This window comes from Streptomyces sp. NPDC054841 (assembly GCF_053611045.1).
In genome coordinates this window covers 1-5,368 of record NZ_JBSGZO010000534.1, presented here as the reverse complement: position 1 = coordinate 5,368, position 5,368 = coordinate 1, and the positions used below count along the sequence as shown (strand labels likewise).

Annotated in this window: 3 protein-coding genes; all 3 read left to right on the top strand. The window is 68.9% G+C overall.

Annotated features, from left to right (window positions below):
- Positions 1-136 precede the first annotated feature (136 nt).
- Complete coding sequence (locus ACWGI8_RS38565; protein ID WP_453668101.1) at positions 137-3,082, top strand: M14 family zinc carboxypeptidase; 2,946 nt, start codon at positions 137-139, stop codon at positions 3,080-3,082.
- Positions 3,083-3,275: 193 nt separating this feature from the next.
- Positions 3,276-4,280, top strand: a complete 1,005-nt coding sequence (gap, locus tag ACWGI8_RS38560; protein WP_453668100.1) for a type I glyceraldehyde-3-phosphate dehydrogenase — start codon at positions 3,276-3,278, stop codon at positions 4,278-4,280.
- A gap of 110 nt (positions 4,281-4,390) precedes the next feature.
- The coding region (locus ACWGI8_RS38555; RefSeq protein WP_453668099.1) for a phosphoglycerate kinase at positions 4,391-5,368 on the top strand (978 nt) is incomplete at its 3' end.

The window sequence follows — 5,368 nt, the reverse complement described above, 5'->3', positions numbered from 1 at the left end:
GGCGCCGGCAGCGGCGTTTCCATATCAGCGGCCCGTACTTGACGGCAATCGTCCCTCACGCCATCTTGACATGATCATGAACTGTCATGAGCCTGGCATCTGTTTCTTTCGCGACAGACGAAAGCAAGGGGGGCCAATGAGACGAAGAGCAAGATCGATCCTTGCCGCGACCTCACTCCTGATCGCCGGACTGGCGGCCGCGCCACTCGCCCGGGCCGACCAGGGCGGAGCGGACGACGGACTCTCCGTATGGCATGCGAAGGTCACCAAGGCACAGGTTCCGCTGCTCCTCGCGGCCGGTGCCGACGGTCATGAACTGACGGAACAGGTGCCGGACAAGGGCACCGCCACCATCGAGATGTACCTCACCGACGAACAGGCCGGCGAGCTGCGCGGGAAGGGCGTCGGCATCACCGAGCACACCGTCCCCGCCGCGGCCGGGAAGCGCCTCGCCGCCGCGGGCGACGGCGTCTTCCGCCCCTACGGCGGCAAGGGCGGGCTCAAGGAGGAGATCCTCGCCACCGCCGGCGCCAACCCCTCGATCACCAAGGCCGTCAGCATCGGCAAGAGCCTGAACGGCCAGGACATCCTCGCCCTCAAGGTCACCAAGGGCGCCAAGAAGTACCGCGACGGCGCCAAGCCGGCCACCCTCTACCTCTCCAACCAGCACGCCCGTGAGTGGATCACCCCCGAGATGACCCGGCGGCTGCTCCACCACTACCTCGCGAACTACGGCAAGGACCCGCGCATCACCAGGATCGTGGACACCACCGAGCTGTGGTTCGTGCTCTCCGCCAACCCCGACGGCTACGACTACACGCACGCGTCGCCCGACAACCGCCAGTGGCGCAAGAACCTCCGCGACAACAACCGCGACGGCAGGATCACCCCCGGCGACGGCGTCGACCTCAACCGCAACTTCTCCTACAAGTGGGGCTACGACAACGAGGGTTCGTCCCCCGACCCCGCCGACGAGACCTTCCGCGGCACGGCCCCCGGCTCCGAGCCCGAGACCAGGGCCCTCGACGCCTTCCAGAAGCGCATCGGCTTCGAGTACGGCATCAACTACCACTCCGCCGCCCAGCTGCTGCTCTACGGCGTCGGCTGGCAGGTCGCCTCCCCGACCCCGGACGACGTCCTCTACAAGTCCCTTGCGGGAACGCCCCAGAAGTCCGCCGTACCCGGCTACCGCCCCCAGCTCTCCTCCGAGCTGTACACCACCAACGGCGAGGCCGACGGCCACGCGGCCAACGTCAACGGCATGATGATGTTCACCCCCGAGATGTCGACGTGCGTGACCGCGTCCCGGGTGGACCCGAACGACCCCTGGGAGCCGGGCGACTGCGCGTCCGTCTTCACCTTCCCCGACGACGAGAAGCTGATCCAGCAGGAGTTCGCCAAGAACATCCCGTTCGCTCTCGCGGTCGCCGAGACCGCCGCCCACCCCGACCAGCCGTCCTCCCCGGTCGGCATCGAGGCCCCGGACTTCACCCCGGACCCGTTCTCGGTCTCGTACGCGCGTGGCGACCAGGAGGTCTCCGTCACCGCCCGCAGGTCGCTGCGCGACAAGGAGCTCAACTACCGCATCAACGGCGGCCGTACGCACGACGAGGACCTCACGGCCTGGAAGGGCGGCGACGTCTACGGCGGCGAGGACAACATCCGCTTCGACCAGTACCGCGCCGAGGTGGAAGGCGCCGGGGCCGGTGACAAGGTCGAGGTCTGGTTCACCGGCCGCACCCGGGACGGCAAGCGGGTCTCCAGCACCCCGTTCACGTACACCGTCGCCGAACGGCCCCGCGCCGACACCCTCGTGCTCGCCGAGGAAGGCGTACCCGGCACCCCCGCCCAGCACACCGCCGCCTACACCAAGGCGCTCGCCGACAACGGCCGCAAGGCCGCCGTCTGGGACGTCGCCACCCAGGGCACGCCGCACGCCCTCGGTGTCCTGTCCCACTTCAGGACCGTCGTCTGGTACACGGGCGCCGGCAAACCGTCCGGCCCGGTGATGTTCGCCGTCCGCGACTTCGTCAACGAGGGCGGCAAGCTCATCAACGCCGGTGAGGAGAACGGCGGGAACATCAACATCGGCCGCGCCGAATCCGACGACTTCGCCCAGTACTACCTCGGCGCGTACCGCCGCGCCGGACTCAAGTCCCCGCCCGGGTTCGCCGGAACGGGATCCTTCGCGGGGACGAAGGCGGTCCTCGGCGACGCCACGGCCAACCCGCTGAACGCGGCCGGCGCGTACACCGTCACCTCCGACACCCTGAAGCCCGATCAGTTCCCGCAGTTCCGCAGCTCGGCCGCGGGCGACTACCCCGGTGTACGCACCCCCTTCGAGCCGTACGAGGGCAGCTCCTTCGCCGCGGCCCGGCACTCCGACGACTCCTGGATGCGGCTCAGCCGGACGGTCGACCTGACCGGCACGGCGGCGTCGGCCGCGCCCAGCCTCCGTTTCCAGCTCAGCTACGACACCGAGCAGGACTACGACAACGTGGTCGTCGAAGCCCACACCGTCGGCCAGGACGACTGGACGACCCTGCCCGACGCCAACGGCGGCACGACCACCGAGACGCCCGCGGAATGCGACGCGGGCTTCTACGTCGGCGGCCATCCCTTCCTGGCCCACTACCTCACCGTCGGAGCCGACAGCTGCGCGCCGACCGGCACGACCGGCGGCTGGAACCGGTTCACCGGCAGCTCCAACGGCTGGCAGCCGGTCTCCGTCGACCTGAGTGCCTATGCGGGCAAGCAGGTCGAGCTGTCCATCTCCTACATCTCCGACCCGGGCACCGGCGGCCTCGGTGTCTTCGCCGACGGCACGAGCCTCGTCATCGGCGGCACCCCGCAGGGCGCGGAGGGCTTCGAGACCGCCCTCGGCCCGTGGACCGTGACCGGACCGCCAGCAGGCAGCCCGGGCAACGGCTCCGACTGGGCGCGCTCGCCGGCGCTCTTCCACTCCTACGCGGCCGTCGCCACCCGTGACACCGTGCTCCTCGGCTTCGGCCTGGAGCATGTGGCGAGCGCGGCCGAGCGCAAGCAGATCATCGGAAAGGCGCTCAGCGCGCTGCGGCGCTGACCCTGTGTAGTCGCATCGAGCCCCGGTGGCCCGTACTTGTCGGTAGGTACGGGCCACCGGCGCGCACCGGAATGTGCGGGCGTGCTCGATGTCACTCCGGCTGCCCCGGGGAGGTAGGGTCGTAAGCGGTCGGGGACATCCCATACAGCTCGCCGGCGTCGAAACCCGGCGTACCAACGAGGAGATCGGTTTCGTGACGATCCGCGTAGGCATCAACGGCTTTGGCCGCATCGGTCGTAACTACTTCCGCGCGCTGCTGGAGCAGGGTGCTGACATCGAGATCGTGGCTGTCAACGACCTGGGTGACACCGCGACCACTGCTCACCTGCTGAAGTACGACACCATCCTGGGCCGCCTCAAGGCGGACGTCAGCCACACCGCCGACACCATCACGGTCGACGGCCACACCATCAAGGTGCTCTCCGAGCGCAACCCCGCCGACATCCCGTGGGGCGAGCTGGGCGTCGACATCGTCATCGAGTCGACCGGCATCTTCACGAAGAAGGCCGACGCCGAGAAGCACATCGCCGGCGGCGCCAAGAAGGTCCTCATCTCGGCTCCGGCCAAGGACGAGGACATCACCATCGTGATGGGTGTCAACCAGGACAAGTACGACGCGGCCAACCACCACGTCATCTCCAACGCCTCCTGCACCACCAACTGCGTGGCGCCGATGGCCAAGGTCCTGGACGAGAACTTCGGGATCGTCAAGGGCATGATGACCACGGTCCACGCGTACACGAACGACCAGCGCATCCTGGACTTCCCGCACTCCGACCTGCGCCGCGCCCGCGCCGCCGCGGAGAACATCATCCCGACCTCGACCGGTGCCGCCAAGGCCACCGCGCTGGTCCTCCCGCAGCTCAAGGGCAAGCTGGACGGCATCGCCATGCGCGTTCCGGTCCCGACCGGCTCCGTCACCGACCTGGTCCTGGAGCTCGACCGCGAGGTCACCAAGGACGAGATCAACACCGCCTTCCAGAAGGCCGCCGAGGGCCAGCTCCAGGGCATCCTGGAGTACACCGAGGACCCGATCGTCTCCTCGGACATCGTGAACTGGCCGGCCTCCTGCACCTTCGACTCCTCCCTGACCATGGTCCAGGGCAAGCAGGTCAAGGTCGTCGGCTGGTACGACAACGAGTGGGGCTACTCCAACCGTCTGGTGGACCTGACCGTCTTCGTCGGCAACCAGCTCTGACCAGCGGCCGGTAGCAGCACCTCGATGTGAGCCACAGGGCTCGGGCAGCGCAAGGAAGCGCTGTACGGGCCCTGTCGCTTGTCCTCGATCTCCCCTAGGAGTCATCACACATGAAGACGATCGACGAACTTCTCGCCGAAGGCGTCACCGGCAAGCGGGTCTTCGTCCGCGCCGACCTCAACGTGCCGCTGGACGGCACGACCATCACCGACGACGGCCGTATCCGGGCCGTGCTGCCGACCGTGAAGGCCCTCGCCGACGCGGGCGCCCGGGTCGTCGTCGCCTCCCACCTGGGCCGCCCCAAGGGCGCCCCGGACCCGGCCTTCACGCTCGCGCCGGCCGCCGCGCGCCTCGGTGAACTGCTCGGTGCCGACGTCGCGTTCGCGACCGACACCGTCGGCGAGTCGGCCCGCGCCACCGTCGACGGTCTCGCCGACGGCCGGGTCGCCGTGATCGAGAACCTCCGTTTCAACGCCGGTGAGACGTCCAAGGACGACGCCGAGCGCGGCGCCTTCGCCGACCAGCTCGCCGCCCTCGCCGATGTGTACGTCGGCGACGGCTTCGGAGCCGTCCACCGCAAGCACGCCTCGGTGTACGACCTCCCGGCGCGGCTGCCGCACGCCGCCGGCTACCTCATCGCCACCGAGGTCGGCGTACTGAAGAAGCTCACCGAGGACGTCAAGCGGCCGTACGTCGTCGTCCTCGGCGGCGCCAAGGTCTCCGACAAGCTCGCCGTCATCGACGAGCTGCTCGGCAAGGCCGACCGCCTCCTGATCGGCGGCGGCATGGCGTACACCTTCCTCAAGGCCAAGGGCTACGAGGTCGGCATCTCCCTCCTCCAGGAGGACCAGATCCCGACGGTGACCGAGTACATGGAGCGCGCCGAGAAGCACGGCGTCGAGCTCGTGCTGCCGGTCGACATCCTGGCCTCGGCCGAGTTCCCCGACCTGAAGACGAAGGCCCCGGCCGAGTTCACCGCGGTCGACGCCGACAAGATCCCCTCCGACAAGGAGGGCCTGGACATCGGCCCGAAGACCCGCGAGCTGTACGCGTCCAAGATCGCCGACGCCCGGACCGTCTTCTGGAAC